General features: G+C 65.9%; 17 protein-coding genes. 11 read left to right on the top strand and 6 right to left on the bottom strand.

The window, feature by feature from the left end:
• The first annotated feature begins 7 nt into the window (after window positions 1-7).
• Window positions 8-865, top strand: a complete 858-nt coding sequence (locus AC3WJE_RS03065) for an endonuclease/exonuclease/phosphatase family protein (RefSeq protein WP_493729309.1) — start codon at window positions 8-10, stop codon at window positions 863-865.
• Window positions 866-961: 96 nt separating this feature from the next.
• Here the strand turns inward: AC3WJE_RS03065 and AC3WJE_RS03070 are convergent, their stop codons facing one another.
• The 5 genes from AC3WJE_RS03070 to zwf form a co-directional block, all read right to left on the bottom strand.
• Window positions 962-1,624 (bottom strand): bifunctional 4-hydroxy-2-oxoglutarate aldolase/2-dehydro-3-deoxy-phosphogluconate aldolase, encoded by a 663-nt coding sequence (locus AC3WJE_RS03070; RefSeq protein ID WP_493729310.1) that lies wholly within the window; start codon window positions 1,622-1,624, stop codon window positions 962-964.
• A gap of 110 nt (window positions 1,625-1,734) precedes the next feature.
• Complete coding sequence (edd, locus tag AC3WJE_RS03075; RefSeq protein WP_493729462.1) at window positions 1,735-3,645, bottom strand: phosphogluconate dehydratase; 1,911 nt, start codon at window positions 3,643-3,645, stop codon at window positions 1,735-1,737.
• A gap of 135 nt (window positions 3,646-3,780) precedes the next feature.
• Window positions 3,781-4,500 carry a 6-phosphogluconolactonase gene (pgl, locus tag AC3WJE_RS03080; RefSeq protein ID WP_493729311.1) on the bottom strand — a complete coding sequence of 240 codons (720 nt, stop codon included), beginning with the start codon at window positions 4,498-4,500 and terminating at the stop codon, window positions 3,781-3,783.
• Complete coding sequence (glk, locus tag AC3WJE_RS03085) at window positions 4,497-5,510, bottom strand: glucokinase (protein WP_493729312.1); 1,014 nt, start codon at window positions 5,508-5,510, stop codon at window positions 4,497-4,499. Before glk ends, pgl begins: the two co-directional genes overlap by 4 nt.
• Window positions 5,507-6,937, bottom strand: coding sequence for a glucose-6-phosphate dehydrogenase (zwf, locus tag AC3WJE_RS03090; RefSeq protein WP_493729313.1), 1,431 nt, complete (start codon window positions 6,935-6,937; stop codon window positions 5,507-5,509). The genes glk and zwf overlap by 4 nt, the downstream gene beginning before the upstream one ends.
• 556 nt (window positions 6,938-7,493) lie before the next feature.
• Between zwf and AC3WJE_RS03095 the strand changes: the two genes are divergently transcribed.
• Window positions 7,494-8,588, top strand: coding sequence for an ABC transporter ATP-binding protein (locus AC3WJE_RS03095; protein ID WP_493729314.1), 1,095 nt, complete (start codon window positions 7,494-7,496; stop codon window positions 8,586-8,588).
• A gap of 137 nt (window positions 8,589-8,725) precedes the next feature.
• On the opposite strand, the gene ygfZ is transcribed toward AC3WJE_RS03095, so the two are convergent.
• Window positions 8,726-9,568 (bottom strand): CAF17-like 4Fe-4S cluster assembly/insertion protein YgfZ, encoded by an 843-nt coding sequence (gene ygfZ / locus AC3WJE_RS03100; protein WP_493729315.1) that lies wholly within the window; start codon window positions 9,566-9,568, stop codon window positions 8,726-8,728.
• 129 nt (window positions 9,569-9,697) lie between these two features.
• Between ygfZ and AC3WJE_RS03105 the strand changes: the two genes are divergently transcribed.
• The 9 genes from AC3WJE_RS03105 to lolD all read left to right on the top strand — a co-directional run bounded on the left by AC3WJE_RS03105 (window position 9,698) and on the right by lolD (window position 16,086).
• Complete coding sequence (locus AC3WJE_RS03105; protein WP_493729316.1) at window positions 9,698-9,796, top strand: DUF1674 domain-containing protein; 99 nt, start codon at window positions 9,698-9,700, stop codon at window positions 9,794-9,796.
• 57 nt (window positions 9,797-9,853) lie between these two features.
• Window positions 9,854-10,246, top strand: coding sequence for a succinate dehydrogenase, cytochrome b556 subunit (gene sdhC, locus AC3WJE_RS03110; RefSeq protein WP_493729317.1), 393 nt, complete (start codon window positions 9,854-9,856; stop codon window positions 10,244-10,246).
• Window positions 10,243-10,629 carry a succinate dehydrogenase, hydrophobic membrane anchor protein gene (gene sdhD / locus AC3WJE_RS03115; RefSeq protein ID WP_493729318.1) on the top strand — a complete coding sequence of 129 codons (387 nt, stop codon included), beginning with the start codon at window positions 10,243-10,245 and terminating at the stop codon, window positions 10,627-10,629. The genes sdhC and sdhD overlap by 4 nt, the downstream gene beginning before the upstream one ends.
• Window positions 10,630-10,666: 37 nt before the next feature.
• A complete protein-coding gene (sdhA, locus tag AC3WJE_RS03120; RefSeq protein WP_493729319.1) occupies window positions 10,667-12,457 on the top strand; it encodes a succinate dehydrogenase flavoprotein subunit in 1,791 nt (596 codons plus the stop codon).
• A gap of 102 nt (window positions 12,458-12,559) precedes the next feature.
• Entirely contained in the window at window positions 12,560-13,342 is a 783-nt protein-coding gene (locus AC3WJE_RS03125) for a succinate dehydrogenase iron-sulfur subunit (RefSeq protein WP_493729320.1), read from the top strand.
• 112 nt (window positions 13,343-13,454) lie between these two features.
• On the top strand, window positions 13,455-13,703 hold the full coding sequence (locus tag AC3WJE_RS03130) for an FAD assembly factor SdhE (RefSeq protein WP_493729321.1): 249 nt from the start codon (window positions 13,455-13,457) through the stop codon (window positions 13,701-13,703).
• A gap of 22 nt (window positions 13,704-13,725) precedes the next feature.
• A complete protein-coding gene (locus tag AC3WJE_RS03135) occupies window positions 13,726-14,097 on the top strand; it encodes a hypothetical protein (protein ID WP_493729322.1) in 372 nt (123 codons plus the stop codon).
• A gap of 50 nt (window positions 14,098-14,147) precedes the next feature.
• Window positions 14,148-15,389 (top strand): lipoprotein-releasing ABC transporter permease subunit, encoded by a 1,242-nt coding sequence (locus tag AC3WJE_RS03140; RefSeq protein ID WP_493729323.1) that lies wholly within the window; start codon window positions 14,148-14,150, stop codon window positions 15,387-15,389.
• Window positions 15,382-16,086: a lipoprotein-releasing ABC transporter ATP-binding protein LolD gene (gene lolD / locus AC3WJE_RS03145; protein WP_493729324.1), complete on the top strand. Its 705-nt coding sequence runs from the start codon at window positions 15,382-15,384 to the stop codon at window positions 16,084-16,086. The genes AC3WJE_RS03140 and lolD overlap by 8 nt, the downstream gene beginning before the upstream one ends.
• Window positions 16,087-16,100: the final 14 nt, after the last annotated feature.

The raw sequence follows: 16,100 nt of genomic DNA on the forward strand, positions 1-16,100 counted from the left end.
GCACTGCATGCGCGCAGTGCTGGCGCTGCTGCTGTTGGCCTCGGCACCGGTCGGTGCCGAGGACGCAGGGGCCGCCGCCGGGATGACGCTGGTGACGTTGAACCTGCATCACGACAGCGGCGATTGGCCGGCCAGGCGCGAATACATCGCCAACGAACTGGCGACACTGCGTCCGGATGTGATCGCGCTGCAGGAGGTGATCGAGCGTACCGGCAGCGTCGACAACCAGGCAGCGTGGCTGGCGCAGCGATTGGGCTATGACTACGAGTTCGCCTCGGTGGATGCGATCGGGGCAACCAAGCGCTACGGCAATGCGTTGCTGACGCGCCGGCCGATCCTGGCACGCCATCAGCGCCTGTTGCAGCCGATCGAGGACTACCGGATCGCCGCGCAGCTGCGCATCGACGTCGATGGACAGCCGGTCAACGTCTACGTCACCCACCTCAACGAGCGCAGCGATGGCCATGGGCGGAGTACCCGCACCCGCCAGGTGGCCGATCTGCTGCGCTTCGTTTCCGATACCGCGGGCGAGGCGCCGGTGGTGATTGCCGGCGATTTCAACAGCGCCGCCGATGCGATCGACCTGGAAGCGCTGCGCAAGGGCTACGGCGACAGCTATGGCAGCGTGCACCGCGATGCCCGCGCGAGCACGTTGAACATGGAGATTTACGACAAGCCGGCGCGCATCGATCACGTGTTCTTCCAGCAACAGCGATTGCTGGCACGCGAGGCGCGGATCGTGTTCGACGTGCCGGATGCACAGGGGCACTGGGCTTCGGATCACTACGGTGTATGGGCGCGCCTGCAGTTCGCGCCGCTGCCGGAGCGATCGATGGCGGATTCGGCGCCACCCCGCAATCCGTAGCGCCGAGCTTGCTCGGCGGGCTCTCCCGGTAACGCTTCAGCCGAGCAAGCTCGGCTCTACGACGGATTGCCTCAGCCGAGCGAGCTCGGCTCTACGTCACGCTGCCGCGCGTACCTGCCGCACGATCGCCGCGGCCTTGGCCGAGGTCTCGCGGACCTTGTCCCACGCGCCATCGGCGATCCAGTTGTTCGGCACCATCCACGAACCGCCGATGCACAGCACGTTCGGCTGTGACAGGAATTCGGCGGCGTTGGACTCGCTGATGCCGCCGGTCGGGCACAGCTTGAGCTCGGCAAGCGGGCCGGCCAGACCCTTGAGCATGCTCAGGCCGCCTACCGCGCTGGCCGGGAACAGCTTGCACACGCGGAAGCCGCGCGCCATCAGTTCCAGGAACTCGGTCGGCGTGGCACCGCCCGGCACCACCGGCAGCGGCGCCTGCGCCAGCGCGTCGGCCAGGACCGGCGGCGTGCCCGGGGTGACCAGGAAATCGGCGCCGGCGTCGATCGCCCGCTGCATCTGCTCGACCGACAGCACGGTGCCCGCACCGACCACCACGTCCGGCAGTTCCTTCTTCAGCACCGCCAGGGCTTCCATCGCGACCGGTGTGCGCAAGGTCAGTTCGATCGCCGGCAAACTGCCTTCCAGCAGCGCGGCCGATACGCGGCGCGCCTGGTCCAGCGTGTGGACGGTCACCACCGGCAGGATGCCGGCGGCGCGGAGCAGTTGTTCGGCCTGATTCTGATATTCGGCAATGCTCATGCTTTTCTCTGGTTCAAAAAACTAAGGGATTGGGGATGGGGGATGGGCGATTCGTGGAAGCAGCGGACCGGCTTTTGCCAGTCCCCGATCCCGAATGCCAATCCCGGCCCTCAAGCATCATTGGCTTCGTGGGGCGCGGCCGCGGCGGCAGGCACATCGCCCAGTTCGTATTCCGCGTCGTACTCCCACATGCTGCCGTCGTGGTTCATCGGGCCGCAGGAGATCGAGATCGCGCCCTGGTCGGCCGGGCCGACCACACGACGGTTGATCGCGAACAGGTTGCGGCCCAGGTCGTTGGCGGCCGGCGCGCTGTTCGGTGCGATCTCGCGCGCCACCCAGTCTTCCGGCGATACCTTGACTTCCAGAATGCCGGCCTCGCCATCGAGCACGACGATGTCGCCGTCGCGGATGCGACCGATCGGGCCGCCGCGCGAGGCTTCCGGGGTGACATGGATCGCCGCCGGGAACTTGCCGGAGGCGCCGGACAGACGGCCGTCGGTGACCAGCGCCACACGTCGGCCCTGGTTCTGCAGCATGCCCAGCAGCGGCGCCAGCGAATGCAGTTCCGGCATGCCGTTGGCGCGCGGACCCTGGTAACGCACCACCGCGACGAAGTCGCGCGGCAGCAGGCCGGCGGCGTGCAGCTTGTTGAGCATCTGCGGCGCATCGACCACCACCGCTGGTGCTTCGATGCGGCGGTATTCCGGCTTCACTGCGGAAAGCTTGATCAGCGAACGGCCGAAATTGCCGCGCAGCAGGCGCAGTCCACCTTGCGCTTCGAACGCGCTGGCGACCGGGCGCACGACCGCTTCATCGGCGCTGGTGGCGGTACCGGGCACGAACACCACGCGGCCGTCCTGCAGGCGTGGCTCCTGCGCATAGGCGCGCATGCCGCCATCGACGATGGTCGGCAGGTCGTCGTGCATCAGCCCGGCATCCATCAGCTCGCGGAACACGAACGCGGTGCCGCCGGCGGCGTGGAAGCGGTTCACGTCGGCCTCGCCATTCGGATAGACGCGCGCCAGCAGCGGCACCGTCTGCGAGATCAGGTCCATGTCGTCCCAGGTGAGCACGATGCCGGCCGCACGCGCCACTGCGATCCAGTGGATGGTGTGGTTGGTCGAGCCGCCGGTGGCCATCAGCGCGACGATCGCGTTGACGATCGCGCGCTCGTCGATGAGACGGCCGAACGGGCGGAAATCCTGGCCCAGCGCGCTGATCGCCAGCGCACGCTCGGTGGCCGCACGGGTCAGCGCATCGCGCAGGGGGGTGTCCGGATTGACGAACGAGGCGCTCGGCAACTGCACGCCCATCGCTTCCAGCAATACCTGGTTGGAGTTGGCGGTGCCGTAGAAGGTGCAGGTGCCCGGCGCGTGGTACGAGGCCGATTCGGCTTCGAGCAGTTCCTCGCGGGTGGCTTCGCCGGCGGCGTAGCGCTCGCGCACCTCGGCCTTCTGCTTGTTGGGAATGCCCGGCGTCATCGGCCCGGCCGGCAGGAACACCGCCGGCAGGTGACCAAATGCCAGCGCGCCGATCAGCAGGCCCGGCACGATCTTGTCGCACACGCCCAGATAGACGGTGCTGTCGAACATGTCATGACTCAGGCCGATCGCCGCGGCCTGGGCAATGTTGTCGCGCGAGAACAGCGACAGCTCCATGCCACCGCGGCCCTGGGTGACGCCATCGCACATCGCCGGCACCGCGCCGGCAACCTGCGCGGTGGCGCCGAGCGCGCGCGCGGTTTCGCGGATCAGTTCCGGATACGTCTCGAACGGCTGATGCGCCGAGAGCATGTCGTTGTAGGAGGTGACGATGCCGAGGTTCGGCGTGACATCGGCGCGCAGCCGGCCCTTGTCGGTGGGGCCGCAGGCGGCGAAGCCATGGGCGAGGTTGCCGCAGCTCAGACGCGCGCGGAACGGACCGTCACGCAGAGCGGCGTCGATGCCGGCGAGATAGGCGGCGCGCGACGGCGCACTGCGCTCGCGGATGCGCTCGGTGACGGCGTGGATATTCGGATGCAGGCTCATTGGCTGATTCAAAGGGGCTATGAGAGGGAGGCCGGAGGCCAGGGGCCAGAGGCCGGGGAAAGGCGGAGGCGGAAGAGACGGGGCAGGAGGCACTTCCCTGGCCTCTGGTCCCAGGCCTCCGGCCCCTGCCTAAGCACACCAGTGCACGCGCAGGCGCGGCCCCGGCAGTGCGATGGCAGCGCGGATCGGATATTCCAGCGGATCGTCGCCCTTCAGTGCTGTTTCCAGCACTTCCAGCTTCTGCTTGCCGCGCAGCAGCAGCAGTCGGGTACCCGCTGCTGCGAGCCCGGCGGGTGTCAGCGTGATCCGCAACGGCCAGGTGTTGGAACCGGGGCAGCCGGTGGCGTCCAGCGATGCATAGGGCTCTGGATTGGCCAGCGCCTTCGGCAGATCGGTTGCACCGGGAAACAGCGAGGCGGTATGCCCGTCGCCGCCCATGCCCAGCACCACCACGCTCGGCGCGGGGGCGTGCCGAGCATGCAGGTTGGCCAGATGCACGCATTCGTCGATCGGCTTGCCCGGCCGCACCAGCGGCATGAAGCCCATGCCGTCGGCGTGATCGAGCAGGCTGTGCCTGACCAGCCATGCATTGCTGTCCGGGTCCTGCGGCGACAGCCAGCGTTCGTCGACCAACCCGGTTTCGACCTTGTTCCAGTCCAGCGGACGCGTCGCCAGCGATTCGTACACCGGTGCCGGGGTGGTGCCGCCCGAAAGCAGCATGCGGGCCTGGCCGGTCTTTTCGAGTTCGTGCGAGAGGATGGTGGCCAGTTCGGTCGCGATCCCCTCGATCCAGTCCTGCGGTTCTTCGTACCGAACCAATGCGATGCGTTCGTGATTGTGCAGTTTCATCGTGTTGCTCCCGATGCCGCTTCGCGCTCGGCATCCACGGCGTAAGCGGCCGCGCCGAGCAGGCCGGCCTGCGGATGCATCACCGCCAGCGACGGCACCTTCGACATGATCGAAGAGAAGCGTCCCTTGTTCTCAAAACGCTGGCGGAAGCCGGAGTGCTGGATCGAGTCCAGCAGTCGCGGCACCAGGCCGCCGGTGAGGAACACGCCGTCCCAGGCACCTTGGACCAGCACCAGGTCGCCGGAAATGGCGCCGAAGATCGCGCAGAACAGGTCGATCGTGCGCATCGCCCGCGCATCGCCCGCGGCTGCGCGCTCGGTGATGTCCTTCGGTTGCAGCGGGCCCGGATCGATACCGGCGATCTCGCTCAGTGCGCGATGGATGTTGACCAGGCCCGCACCGCAGATCAGGCGCTCGTTGGAGACGCGGCCGAACTGCTTGGACAGCAGCTCCAGGATCTGGATTTCTTCCGGCGTGCCCGGCGGGAAGCTGACATGGCCACCCTCGGTCTCCAGCGGATAGCAGCGGCCGTTGCGGACGATCAATCCGCCCACGCCCAGCCCGGTGCCGGGGCCGATCACCGCGTAGTTGCGCGGTTGCTCCACCGCGGCTGGCTCCCAACTGGCGCCACCGACCTGCACCACGTCCTTGGGCTGCAGCAGGCTGATCGCCATGGCCTGCGCGGCAAAGTCGTTGATCAGGTACAGGCTGTCGAAGCCGAGCATGCCGGCGGTGCGGCTGCGCGAGATCACCCACGGATGGTTGGTGATGCGGGCCTCGTCGCCATCGACACGACCGGCCACCGCGAACACGCCGCGGGTGGTGCTCACGCCGGTCTGTTCGAGGTAATGGCTTGCCGCATCGCCGAGCGAGGCGAACTCGACGACTTGGTACTCGCGCACAGTGTCATCGAGCAGCGGGTTGGACGCATCGATGTCGGCCAGCGCGAAACGCGCGTTGGTGCCGCCGATGTCGGCCACCAGCACCGGCTTGGACAGCGACAGGTTCATGTATCGGCTCCGTGGCCGTCGATGCCGGGCGGCAGGAACGGTTGGGCTTGGGCCGGGCCCCAACTGCCGGCCGGGTAGGGTTCCAGCGGCAGGTTGGCTTGCTTCCAGGCATCGCTGACGCTGTCGATCCACGCCCAGGCGGCACGGACTTCGTCGTCGCGCACGAACAGCGCGTGGTTGCCGTTGAATGCGTCCAGGAACAGACGCTCGTAGGCGATACGGCGATGCAGGCCGGTCGGGACCGACAGCTCCAGTTCCAGCGGCTGCAGTTCCAGCGCGCCCCATTCCGGGCCGGCCAGACTGCTCATCAGCCCCAGCTCGATGTTTTCCTGCGGCTGCAACTGGAAGGTCAGACGGTTCGGCACGGCGTGCTTGCGGTCCGGACGCTCGAACAGCCAGTGCGTGACCGGCTTGAGCGTGACCACCACGCGGGTGGTGCGCTCGGGCATGCGCTTGCCGGTGACCAAATGGAACGGCACGCCTTCCCAACGCCAGTTGTCGATGCGTGCGGTGACGCCGACGAAGGTCTCCACATCGCTGCCTTCCGGCGGCTGATAGGCCTGGGCCGGCTCGCCGTTGATGGTGCCGGCGGTGTAGCGGCCGCGCACGCTGTCATGCGAGGCATGCGCCGCATTGAGTGGGCGCAGCGCACGCAGCACCTTGACCTTCTCATCGCGGATGCGGTCGGCTTCCAGCGAGGCCGGCGGCTCCATCGCCACCAGGCACAGCAACTGCAGGATGTGGCTCTGGACCATGTCACGCAGCGCGCCGGAGCGGGCGTAGTAGGCGTCGCGGCCGTCCACGCCCTCGCTCTCGGCGACCAGGATCTGCACCGACTCGATGTAGTTGCGGTTCCATACCGCTTCCAGCAGCGTGTTGCCGAAGCGCAGCGCGATCAGGTTCTGCACCGCGGCCTTGCCCAGATAGTGGTCGAGGCGGAACACGCGGTCCTCGTCGATCAACGCACCGATCGACTGCAGGATTTCCTTCGCACTGGCCGAATCGTGGCCGATCGGCTTTTCCAGCATCAGCCGGTGCGGGGCCGCCAGCGCGCCGCCTTCGGCCAGGCCCTGGCAGGTGCTGATGTACAGGCCCGGCGGGATCGCCAGGTAACTGACGCAGGTGCGGTTGGTCAGATCGCGCACCGCCTCGGCCACCGAGGTGGTGTCGCGCAGGTCCACCGAGCGGTAGTCGATCCGCTGCAGCATCGCCTCGATCTGGGCGGCATCGGCATGCGGCAACGCCTGCTCCAGGCGCGGGCGCAGGATGTCGCGGAACTTGGCGGTGTCGTGCGGAGAAAGCGCCAGCGCACGGACCCGGAAATCTTCCGGCAGCAGGCCGTCGATCGACAGGCGCAGCAGGGAAGGGAAGAGATAGCGTTGCGCCAGGTCGCCCGTGGCACCGAACAGGAGAAGTGTGTTGTGCATGGATCGAGTTTCAGGTTCCTGTGACATCGTTATCGATTAGATGGCCCGAGGGTTTCCAGGCGTTCTGGTGATCGGTTTGGCTGCATTGGCCGACGGCTTGCGCTGTCCGTCGGAATCCCCGCTCACGGCGGTTAGCCCCCGATTGTTGCAGCAAAGGCCCGACATGTTTAGGGCAGGCCGGGCATACCTCGGCAATGGATGTGGAATGCCAGCGTCCATACGGGGTTGGATGTGTTCGGGCGTTCGGTGCTGTGGCGTCATGTTTCCCTCCCGGTCTGAATCCCCGCACCCGCAGGCGCGGCCCCTTGTCAAGGACTCGCGCCTTCGTTCCACATGGGTGATGTGCCAGGCCCTCGCGGGGGATCGGCATCCTGCAAAACCCTGCGCATGAAGGTGCGTATTCCTGCGTGGATCCCGCAATATCGATGTTGCCATGTGTAAACGATTACATGGCAGAATAAACCAATGCATTCGTTTCCGGTAAAACTGCGACGATTGCCTGGTGCTGACGTCGGGAGGGCCGGCGCAGGTTGGTATCTCCGGTTGAGGCGAAAAGATGGCGAAAGTGCAGTTGGACAGCGTCCGCAAGGTCTATGACAACGGCCAGGTGGCCGTGCAGGGCGCCAGTTTCGAGGTCGCCGATGGTGAACTGATGGTGCTGGTGGGGCCTTCCGGTTGCGGCAAGTCCACGCTGCTGCGGATGATCGCGGGGCTGGAGGAGGTCAGTGACGGCACGCTGCGGATCGGCGAGCGGGTGGTCAACGACGTGGCGCCGAAGGATCGCGACATCGCGATGGTGTTCCAGAGCTACGCGCTGTATCCGCACATGACCGTGGCCGAGAACCTGGCCTTCGGCCTGAAGCTGCGTGGCACGCCGAAGCCGGAAATCACGCGCCGGGTGAAGGAGGCCGCCGACATGCTCGGCCTGACTTCGATGCTCGACAAGCTGCCCAAGGCGATGTCCGGCGGCCAGCGCCAGCGCGTGGCGCTGGGGCGGGCGATGGTGCGCGAATCGTCGGTGTTCCTGCTCGACGAGCCGCTCTCCAACCTCGACGCCAAGTTGCGCCACAGCGTGCGTACCGAGATCGCGCAACTGCACCGCAAGCTCGGTACCACGATGATCTATGTCACCCACGATCAGGTCGAGGCGATGACGCTGGGCCAGCGCATCGTGGTGCTCAAGGACGGCGTGATCCAGCAGATCGACACGCCGATGGCGCTCTACGAACGTCCGGGCAATCTGTTCGTGGCCGGTTTCCTGGGCAGCCCGGCCATGAATGTGCTGCGCGGACGCCTGGTCGCCGGATCGGGCCTGGGCCTGCAGCTCGCGGGCGGGCGCATATTGCCGATCGAAGGCGCGGCCGTGCCGACGGACTGGCTGGGGCGCGAGATCGTGATGGGCGTACGTCCCGAGCACCTGCAGCCGGCGCCGTCGGAGCAGGTGGCTTCGTTCGAGACCGTGATCGAAGGGCTGGAGCCGGTCGGCAACGAAATCTTCGTCAATGTCTCGTTGGACGGGGCGCTGCTGGTGCTGCGGGTGCCGCCGCAGACGCTTCCCGCGATAGGCGGGGTGCTGTCGGTGGCGATCCAGGCAACGCATCTGCACTTCTTCGATGCTGAAAGCGGTGAGCGCCTGTCCGCGTCTGATTGACGGCCAGAGCTTGTCGTAGGAGCGGCTTCAGCCGCGATGGGGCATTACCAGTAGAGCCCCATCGCGGCTGAAGCCGCTCCTACGAAAGAGATCAGGGGCCTTGAACTGCTGCCTTGTAGAGCCGCGCAAGCTCGGCTCTACGAGCGCGCCAGCCCTTCCAGGAATGCAACGGCGTGCGCCGGCTCGCCACGGACGGTCAGGCCTTCTTCGGCCGAATCCAGTGGCAACACTGCCAGGGCCAGACCGACCGCCACGCTGGCCACGCTGCCGATCGCCTGATCGTCACGTCGCACCTCATCGCCTGGTTGCGCATCCGTGGCGACGTCGAGCAGGCGCGTGCTGCGCTTGGCTTTGCCGAGGAAGTGCGTGCGCGCGACGATTTCCTGGCCGGGATAGCAGCCCTTCTTGACGCTGTAGGCGCCGAGCCGGTCCAGTCCGATCTGTTGCGGCGTCCATTGCTCGCGCTGCGAGGCGTCCAGTCGCGGCAAGCCCATGCGCAGGTCGAGCTTTCGCCATTCCTGCGCGAAATCGACATCGTCCAGCGCCTGCGATGTTGCCGATTGCACGCAGAGCGTGCGTGCGACGCTGGACGCACCGAGGTCGAACAGCAGGCGATCCGGCTCGATGGTCAACTGATTGCCACTGCTGGGCGCAGGCTTCAGGCAGCCATAGGTCGCAAGGTCCGCGCGTGCCTCGATGCGCACTTTTCGCCGGAACACGAACCGGCGCAGTTGCTCGGCGATCGCGCCGGCATCGCCGTCCGGGAACACCAGGGTGACGTCCTGCTCACCCGGCCGGGCCAGCAGGAAGATCGCGATGACCCGCCCCTTGGGGGTGAGCCAGGCGCTCCATTGCCAATGGCCGAGCGGCAGCGACAGCACGTCGTTGGCGAACTGTGCCTGGCAGAAAGCAGCCGAATCCGGCCCTTGCAGCGTGATGATTTGCGCTTCCGGGAGGAGGGCAAACGCCGGTTCCGTCATGTGAAGGTTGTCAGGCACGGGGGGCAGGACTAAAATTTGCTGCGTTGCGAGACCCACATGATAGGCCAAACGACCCCCACTCCCGAGACCGAGCCTGAGGCACCGCCACCTGATGGAACGCATGATTCCATGGGTGACACGGAGCCGAAGGAGATCGGTGGTCGCGGCGGATTGGATCCGGTGCGATACGGGGATTGGGAAAAGAACGGGCGTTGCATCGATTTCTGAGCAACATCCAGCCAACGCGGCGCAGAGCCGCCCAGCCGAGAAAAACGAGTCCAGCGAATGGCGATCCAAGAACGACCATTGTCTCCACACCTCCAGGTGTATCGCTGGCAGATTCAGATGGCCACCTCGATCCTGCATCGAGCGACCGGCATCGTTCTGTCAATTGGAGCCCTGATCATCGCCACCGGCTTGCTGGTGCTGATGCTGGGCTCCGAACACTGGAGTTGTTTCACGCAGCTGGCGGGCGCCTGGTATGGCCAGCTTTTCCTGTTCTTCTGGTCCTGGGCCTTCGCCTACCACCTGTGCAACGGCATCCGCCACATCGTGCAGGACTTCGGTATTGGTTTCAGCATTCCCGCATTCAAGCGCAGCAGCTGGCTTTCGGTGATCGCCAGCCTGGTGATCACGGCCCTGATCTGGGCCTATGTCCTGCTGGGAGCCGGCGCATGAGTCGCTTTCGTACCCCGCTGAAGAGCGTGCGCGGCCTCGGTGCCGCCAAGACCGGCACCGGACATTTCGTTCAGCAGCGCGTGACCGCTACCGCGCTGGTATTCCTCGGCATCTGGTTCCTGGTATTCGTGCTGAGGCTGCTCGGCTCGGACTACGTCACTGCGACCGAAGCGGTGTCCAAGCCGTGGAACGCGGTGCTGCTGGTCAGCTTCCTGCTGTCGATGTTCTGGCATGCCCAGCTCGGCTTGCAGGTCGTCCTTGAGGATTACATCCACAATTCGCTCCTGGCCCTGGCGCTGCAGACGACGGTGAAGTTCATCGCCGCCGCTGGCGCGATCGCCAGCGTCTTCGCGGTGGTTCGCATCGCGCTGGGCGGTGTCTGAGTTCTCCTCAGACACCCAAAACAGGAATCCCGATTAGATGTCCGCTTACAAGATTACCGAGCACAAGTACGACATGGTGGTGGTTGGCGCCGGCGGCGCTGGCCTGCGCGCCACGTTCGGCCTGGCCCAGAAGGGCTTGCAGACCGTCTGCCTGACCAAGGTTTTCCCGACCCGCTCGCACACCGTGGCGGCGCAGGGCGGCATTTCCGCCGCCCTTGGCAACATGGGTGACGACGACTGGCGCTACCACTTCTACGACACCATCAAGGGGTCGGATTGGCTGGGCGACCAGGACGCCATCGAGTACATGGTGCGCGAGGCGATCCCCGCGATCATCGAGCTTGAGCACTACGGCGTGCCGTTCTCGCGTACCGAGGAAGGCAAGATCTACCAGCGTCCGTTCGGCGGCATGACCACCAAGTACGGCGAAGGCCCGGCCGCACAGCGCACCTGCGCAGCGGCCGACCGTACCGGCCACGCCATGCTGCACACGCTGTACCAGCAGTCGCTGGCGCACAACGCGCGCTTCATGATCGAGTACTTCGCACTCGACCTGATCTTCGACGAAGAGGGTGTCTGCCGTGGCGTGCTCGCGCTGGACATGGCCGAGGGCTCGCTGCACCTGTTCCGCGCGCACGGCGTGGTGCTGGCGACCGGCGGCTACGGTCGCGCCTACTTCAGCGCGACCTCGGCGCACACCTGCACCGGCGACGGTGGCGGTATGGTGATGCGTGCCGGCCTGCCGATGCAGGACATGGAGTTCGTGCAGTTCCACCCCACCGGTATCTACGGTGCGGGCTGCCTGATCACCGAGGGCGTGCGCGGCGAAGGCGGCATCCTGCGCAACAGCAGCGGCGAGCGCTTCATGGAGCGCTATGCACCGCACTACAAGGATCTGGCTTCGCGCGACGTGGTCGCACGCTCGATGACCGTCGAGATCCGCGAAGGCCGTGGCGTCGGCGAGCACAAGGACCACATCCTGCTCGACCTGACCCACCTCGGCCCGGGCGTGATCGACGAGAAGCTGCCGGGCATCGCCGAGAGCGCGCGCATCTTCGCCGGTGTCGACGTGCACAAGCAGCCGATCCCGGTGATCCCGACCGTCCACTACAACATGGGCGGCATCCCGACCAACTACCACGGCGAAGTGGTGCGCAAGGTGGGCGACAACCCGGACGCCGTGGTGCCGGGCCTGTACGCGATCGGTGAAGCCGCCTGCGTGTCGGTGCACGGTGCCAACCGCCTGGGCTCCAACTCGCTGCTCGACCTGGTGGTGTTCGGTCGTGCGGTGGCCAACCGCTGCGCCGAGACGATCCGCACCAACCAGCCGCACAAGCCGCTGCCGTCGGATGCCTGCGACAAGGCGCTGGGTTTGCTCGATAAGCTGCGCTACGCCGATGGCGACACGCCGACCTCGGTGATCCGCGACAAGATGCAGCGCACGATGCAGGCCGACGCTGCGGTGTTCCGCACCAGCAAGACGCTGAAGGAAGGCTGCGAGAAGATGGACGACATCTTCGCCTCGTTCGAGGACGTCAAGGTGTCGGACCGTTCGCTGGTCTGGAACTCGGACCTGATCGAGACCTACGAGCTGAACAACCTGCTGCTCAACGCGGTGGCGACGATCAACTCGGCCGAGCAGCGCAAGGAAAGCCGTGGCGCGCACGCTCAGGAGGACTACCCCGATCGCGACGACGTCAACTGGCAGAAGCACACGCTGGTGTCGGTCGACGACAAGGGCCACTGCAGCTTCGACTACCGTCCGGTACATATGTACACGCTGAGCAAGGACGTGGACGTCGTCCCGCCCAAGCCGCGCGTGTACTGACCAAAGCCGGGATTCGGGATTCGGGATTCGGGATTCGCGCATGCGGAGCCCCGTCTTTCAACGAATCCCTAATCCCTAATCCCCAATTCCGGATTACAAGCCATGGCAGAGTTCACCCTCCCCAAGAATTCCAAGATCGGCAAGGGCAAGCATTTCCCGGCCCAAGGCGCCAAGAACGTCCGCACCTTCAAGGTCTACCGCTGGAGCCCGGACGAAGGCGTCAATCCGCGTACCGACACCTACGAGATCGATCTCGACAAGTGCGGCCCGATGGTTCTGGACGCGCTGATCAAGATCAAGAACGAGATCGATCCGACGCTGACCTTCCGCCGCTCGTGCCGCGAGGGCATCTGCGGTTCGTGCGCGATGAACATCGACGGCACCAACACTCTGGCCTGCACCCGCGCCATCGCGGACTGCGGCAAGAAGGAAGTGCCGATCTACCCGCTGCCGCACATGAACGTGGTCAAGGATCTGGTTCCGGATCTGACCCACTTCTACGCGCAGTACGCCTCGATCAAGCCGTGGATCCGCACGCAGACCCCGGCACCGCCGGATCGCGAGCGCCTGCAGTCGCCGGAAGACCGCAAGAAGCTCGACGGTCTGTACGAGTGCATCCTGTGCGCCTGCTGCTCGACCAGCTGCCCAAGCTACTGGTGGAACGGCGAGCGCTACCTGGGCCCGGCGATCCTGCTGCAGGCCTATCGCTGGATCATCGATTCGCGCGATGAGGACACCGGTGCGCGTCTGGACGATCTGGAAGATCCGTTCAAGCTGTATCGCTGCCACACCATCATGAACTGCGCACGCACCTGCCCGAAGGGCCTGAACCCGGCGCTGGCGATCGCCGAGATCAAGAAGCTGATGATGGAACGCCGCGCCTGATTCAAGGCGGGGTGATGGCTGCTTGCGCAGCCAGCGCGCGACGGCACCGACCTTCGGGTCTGGTGCCGTCGTTGTTTCAGGGCCGAGGAGCCTGCGGGAACGGAACCGGATGATGGACGAAGCCACCGAACTGAAGAAGCTGCGCTGGCGCTGCCGGCGCGGCATGCGCGAACTGGACCAGTTGTTCGGCCGCTACCTCGATCGACGCTGGAAGGAAGCTTCCGATGCCGAACGGGCGGTTTTCCTACTGCTGTTGGACAGCGAGGACGATAAGTTGTGGCGCTGGTTCATGGGCTACGAGGATTGTCCGGATGCACGCCTGGTCGAACTCATCGGTGTCATCTGCGGCCTGCCGGCTTGAGTGGCGGCCTTCGCGTTGGTCGATGACGGCCTGCGGGGCGTTGTCCTTGCTGGCGATCACCTCGCTCTGGCTCAGCGAACTTGTCTGGTGGCTGGCGCTGGGCGGCTCGATCCTGGCCGCCGGCTGGGGTGTGCGCCGGATCCGGGCCGAGCAGTGGGCTGAATCCTTCGACGTGGTCATCCCGTGGGACGGCGCACGTCCGGTCATCGTGGCGGGCGCGGCGGTGGACATGTTCGAGGTCGAATGGCGTGGTTCGCTGGCGTTGCTGCGCTGGAAGATGCCGGGGCAGGGGTGGGACGCTCGATTATGGTGGCCGGATCTGTTGCCGCCGCCGGTACGACGTGAACTGCGTCTGGCCGCATCGGCCCGGGCCATTTCGTCAGATACGCCGTAGATGGCACCATAGTCCTCTTTCTCATCCTTAGAACGGTCCGGTCGAACGGCATGTTCAAACCCATTTCTGTCGCCATCGGGCTGCGCTACCTGCGTGCCAAGCGTCGCAACGGCTTCATTTCCTTCATTTCGATGGCCTCGATCCTGGGTATCGCGCTGGGCGTGATGGTGCTGATCACCACGCTGGCGGTGATGAACGGCTTCCAGAAGGAGATCCGCGATCGCCTGCTGCAGATGGCCGCGCATGCCACGGTCAGTGCCGACGGCGCGCCGATGCACGACTGGCAGCACGCGGTCGAGGTGGCGATGCGCGATCCGCGCGTGGCCGGGGCGGCGCCTTACATCGAGAGCCAGGCGTTGTTGCAGGGCCCGCGCAACCAGCCGGCGATCGTGCGTGGCGTGATCCCCGCGCAGGAAGCCAAGGTGTCGGTGCTGGCGCAGAAGATGAAGCGCGGCTCGGCCGACAGCCTGACGCCCGGTTCGTACAACATCCTGCTCGGCCAGGAACTGGCGATATGGCTGGGCGTGGATGTAGGCGACCAGGTGCTGGTGATGCTCAGCGATGCCCAGATCACCCCGATCGGCGCCTTGCCCAAGTACAAGCGCTTCACCGTCAGCGGCATCTTCGAGGCCGGTTACAACGAGATCGACCGCGGCCTGGCGGTGGTCAACATGGACGACATGGCGCGGGTGCTGCGCATGGACGGCGTCACCGGCGTGCGCCTGAAGCTGCATGACATGGACAAGGCTTTCGAGGTGGCGCGCGATCTGGCGCTCAACCTGCAGGGGCCGTACCGCGTCAGCGACTGGACCCAGGAAAACGCCAATCTCTACCACTCGCTGAAGATGGAAAAGACGGTGATGGGCATCCTGCTGTCGCTGATCATCGCGATGGGTGCCTTCAACCTGGTGTCCTCGCAGGTGATGCTGGTGACCGACAAACAGGCCGATATCGCGATCCTGCGCACGCTCGGCCTATCGCCGGGCGGAGTGATGCGGGTGTTCATGGTGCAGGGCTCGCTGATCGGCATCATCGGCACCGTGCTGGGCGTGATCGGCGGCATCGTGCTGACGCTCAACCTGGAGCGCATCCTCGAGCTGATCGAGTCGATCTTCCACGTCAAGCTGCTGCCCGAGGATGTCTACTACATCACCGGTTTGCCGACCGACATACAGCCGCGCGACGTTGTGGTGATTACCGTGATAGCGCTGGTGATGAGTTTCCTGGCGACGTTGTATCCAGCCTGGCGCGCCGCGCGCACCCAGCCTGCGGAGGCGCTGCGTTATGAGTAATGTGTTGGAGCCGGTCATTCGCGCCGAAGCGCTGGCCAAGACCTATGCCGAGGGCAAGCTGCGCACGCCGGTGTTCGATGGGCTTGAGCTGTCGATCGTGCCGGGCGAGACCGTGGCGATCGTCGGTGCGTCCGGTGCCGGCAAGAGCACGTTGCTGCACCTGTTGGGCGGCCTGGATGTGCCGACTTCCGGTGAGGTCTATGTGGCCGGTCAGAAGATGTCGACGCTGTCCGACGCCGCGCGCGGCGTGCTGCGCAACCGCGCGCTCGGCTTCGTCTACCAGTTCCATCACCTGCTGCCGGAGTTCACCGCGCTGGAGAACGTGATGATGCCGGTGGTGCTGTCCGGCGAGGACATCGCGCCGGCACGCGAGCGGGCACTGAAACTGCTCGATGCGGTCGGCCTGGGCCACCGCGTGGCGCACAAGCCGAGCGAGCTGTCCGGTGGCGAGCGTCAGCGCGCCGCGGTGGCGCGTGCGTTGGTGAACCGTCCGGCCTGCGTGCTCGGCGACGAGCCGACCGGTAACCTCGACGACAGGACCGCCGAGACGGTGTTCGAGCTGATGCTTGAACTCAACCGCGCGCAGAAGACCAGCCTGGTGCTGGTCACCCACGACCGTGGACTGGCGCGCCGGCTCGACCGGGTGCTGGAACTGCACCAGGGCCGGCTGCGCGAGCTGGCGCGAGCCGACGTCTGATGATCGATCGGCAG

The sequence above is a fragment of the Pseudomonas sp. GW821-FHT07E12 genome (assembly GCF_058986605.1).

What these genes read in the sequence shown, in the direction of transcription:
- sdhD (WP_493729318.1), top strand. Translation starts at nt 10,243, where the DNA reads ATGAGTCGCTTTCGTACCCCGCTGAAGAGCGTGCGCGGCCTCGGTGCC.
- AC3WJE_RS03140 (WP_493729323.1), top strand. Translation starts at nt 14,148, where the DNA reads ATGTTCAAACCCATTTCTGTCGCCATCGGGCTGCGCTACCTGCGTGCC.
- AC3WJE_RS03070 (WP_493729310.1), bottom strand. Translation starts at nt 1,624, where the DNA reads ATGAGCATTGCCGAATATCAGAATCAGGCCGAACAACTGCTCCGCGCC.
- AC3WJE_RS03065 (WP_493729309.1), top strand. Translation starts at nt 8, where the DNA reads ATGCGCGCAGTGCTGGCGCTGCTGCTGTTGGCCTCGGCACCGGTCGGT.
- glk (WP_493729312.1), bottom strand. Translation starts at nt 5,510, where the DNA reads ATGAACCTGTCGCTGTCCAAGCCGGTGCTGGTGGCCGACATCGGCGGC.
- sdhC (WP_493729317.1), top strand. Translation starts at nt 9,854, where the DNA reads ATGGCGATCCAAGAACGACCATTGTCTCCACACCTCCAGGTGTATCGC.
- lolD (WP_493729324.1), top strand. Translation starts at nt 15,382, where the DNA reads ATGAGTAATGTGTTGGAGCCGGTCATTCGCGCCGAAGCGCTGGCCAAG.
- zwf (WP_493729313.1), bottom strand. Translation starts at nt 6,937, where the DNA reads ATGCACAACACACTTCTCCTGTTCGGTGCCACGGGCGACCTGGCGCAA.
- AC3WJE_RS03125 (WP_493729320.1), top strand. Translation starts at nt 12,560, where the DNA reads ATGGCAGAGTTCACCCTCCCCAAGAATTCCAAGATCGGCAAGGGCAAG.
- ygfZ (WP_493729315.1), bottom strand. Translation starts at nt 9,568, where the DNA reads ATGACGGAACCGGCGTTTGCCCTCCTCCCGGAAGCGCAAATCATCACG.
- sdhA (WP_493729319.1), top strand. Translation starts at nt 10,667, where the DNA reads ATGTCCGCTTACAAGATTACCGAGCACAAGTACGACATGGTGGTGGTT.
- AC3WJE_RS03130 (WP_493729321.1), top strand. Translation starts at nt 13,455, where the DNA reads ATGGACGAAGCCACCGAACTGAAGAAGCTGCGCTGGCGCTGCCGGCGC.
- AC3WJE_RS03135 (WP_493729322.1), top strand. Translation starts at nt 13,726, where the DNA reads ATGACGGCCTGCGGGGCGTTGTCCTTGCTGGCGATCACCTCGCTCTGG.
- AC3WJE_RS03095 (WP_493729314.1), top strand. Translation starts at nt 7,494, where the DNA reads ATGGCGAAAGTGCAGTTGGACAGCGTCCGCAAGGTCTATGACAACGGC.
- AC3WJE_RS03105 (WP_493729316.1), top strand. Translation starts at nt 9,698, where the DNA reads ATGGGTGACACGGAGCCGAAGGAGATCGGTGGTCGCGGCGGATTGGAT.
- pgl (WP_493729311.1), bottom strand. Translation starts at nt 4,500, where the DNA reads ATGAAACTGCACAATCACGAACGCATCGCATTGGTTCGGTACGAAGAA.